Consider the following 357-nt stretch of genomic DNA (forward strand, 5'->3'; position numbering starts at 1 on the left):
GATTCGCTCAGCACCAGTTCCCCTTTGGGCCGTCCGCTCATCCTTGCCCCCTCGCATCAAGTGCCACATAGAACACTTTAGTACGTGATCGGCATCATTCAATGAATTTTTAACTCAAGACACTAGGGAAGGTCTGCAAAAGTCCTGGCGTTGACGTCTCGGCGGACTATCCTGGGAGAATGCAGGTTTAAGGGGTACCTCGATGACACAGCTTGGTCTTGGTCTGGATCTTTCAACGAAACGCACGCGCAAGCGGGAATTTCTCGATGAGATGAGGCGCGTTGTCCCATGGTCGAGGTTGATTGCGTTGATCGAACCGCACTATCCAAGGGGTAAGACTGGAAGGCCGCCGTTTCC

1 pseudogene is annotated in these 357 nt (G+C 52.9%); it reads left to right on the forward strand.

From position 1 onward, the window contains the following. Positions 1–202: 202 nt before the first annotated feature. Positions 203–357, forward strand: a pseudogene (locus tag AB4Y34_RS42115) (IS5/IS1182 family transposase); the annotation flags it as partial.

The sequence above is a fragment of the Paraburkholderia sp. BR10954 genome (genome assembly GCF_040965775.1).
GTDB lineage: Bacteria > Pseudomonadota > Gammaproteobacteria > Burkholderiales > Burkholderiaceae > Paraburkholderia > Paraburkholderia youngii.